Annotated in this window: 2 protein-coding genes; one reads left to right on the plus strand and one right to left on the minus strand. The window is 59.2% G+C overall.

All coding sequences use genetic code 11. The features are described from left to right. Window positions 1–221 (minus strand): class I SAM-dependent methyltransferase (locus tag FN369_RS09530; RefSeq protein WP_374728772.1); only part of this gene is annotated, 221 nt, incomplete at its 3' end. A 567-nt stretch (window positions 222–788) separates the two neighbouring features. Here FN369_RS09530 and FN369_RS09535 point away from each other — a divergent pair. Then, a partial coding sequence (locus tag FN369_RS09535) for a methane monooxygenase/ammonia monooxygenase subunit C (RefSeq protein WP_218580036.1) occupies window positions 789–1087 on the plus strand: 299 nt, incomplete at its 3' end.

The raw sequence follows: 1087 nt of genomic DNA on the forward strand, positions 1-1087 counted from the left end.
GGCGAGCGGTCGACGGCGACCACCTGCAGTCCGCGCCTCAGGAGCGCTTCGGTAAGGAAGCCTGTGCCCGCACCGATGTCCGCAGCCCGCTCTCCTGCCTGCACACCTGCAAGATCGAGCGCTTTTTCCCGCACCTCGTCTCGAAAATAACCCTTTCGGAGCGTGTCCCATTGCGGTGCTACCTCTTCAAAGTAGCGTTCCGAGGAAGGAATCTCGTTCATCCTGAGGAATTGCAACCTCGACGGAAAGCCGTGTCCAGAATTTTCGGAGGCCCATCCGCCACGGCTGGGCCAATTTCTCGGAAGTCGGGATCGCTGAGGGAGATCTCGGCCACTGCCGAGCAAGAGGAGCCCCCGGGCAGAAGGCACGAGATCTTCCGAGAAAGGCGCCAGGGGAACCCTGCAGGTGAGACTCGGGCGGGTGTGCTGGAAGCGGATCGGGGAAAGAACTATATGGGAACCCCGCGGATTGACGGCTGATCGGTTCCGAGAAGCCATCGGGAAGACGCAAAAAATCGGCTTCGAACCGAAGGAGGAGTGGCTGCGCTACAAGAAGGGGAGAAAGGGGAAAGCAACGGTTCGGAAAGAAGATCAATGGGATAGGGGAAAAGCGAAAAAAAGGAGCGGAAATTTCCTTGCCATCGCGGTGCCATGCGTTACGGTTGCTTTGGGTGGACCGATTGGCGAAGTACCAACGGGATACCCTGCCGACATCCCGGGAGGATGACGGCCGCGTCTCGGGGAGAGTGCACCCGGGGCGCAGTGGAAGAAATGGAGAAAGAAGAAGATATGGCACAAACACAAACAACGACAACGGCTGTAGCGCGGCCGCCGCTCACCGCCTTTTCCTGGAAAAGCGCGGGGATTGCGATCGGAGCGCTGATCGTCTTTGACGTGTTGATCAATGTGTACGAGAGGCTCTACGCCTTAACGAAGGGCCTCGATTACACGTCGCCGGAGTATGCAACCTACTGGATGAGCATGCTCTTTGCGGAGCTCGTCATGGAGACGATCACGGCGGCGGCCTTGTGGGGTTGGCTTTGGATGACCCGGGATCGGGAGCTCAGTCGCCTTACCCCGGCGGAGGA

The organism is Methylacidimicrobium cyclopophantes (assembly GCF_902143385.2).
Taxonomy (GTDB): Bacteria; Verrucomicrobiota; Verrucomicrobiia; order Methylacidiphilales; family Methylacidiphilaceae; genus Methylacidimicrobium; species Methylacidimicrobium cyclopophantes.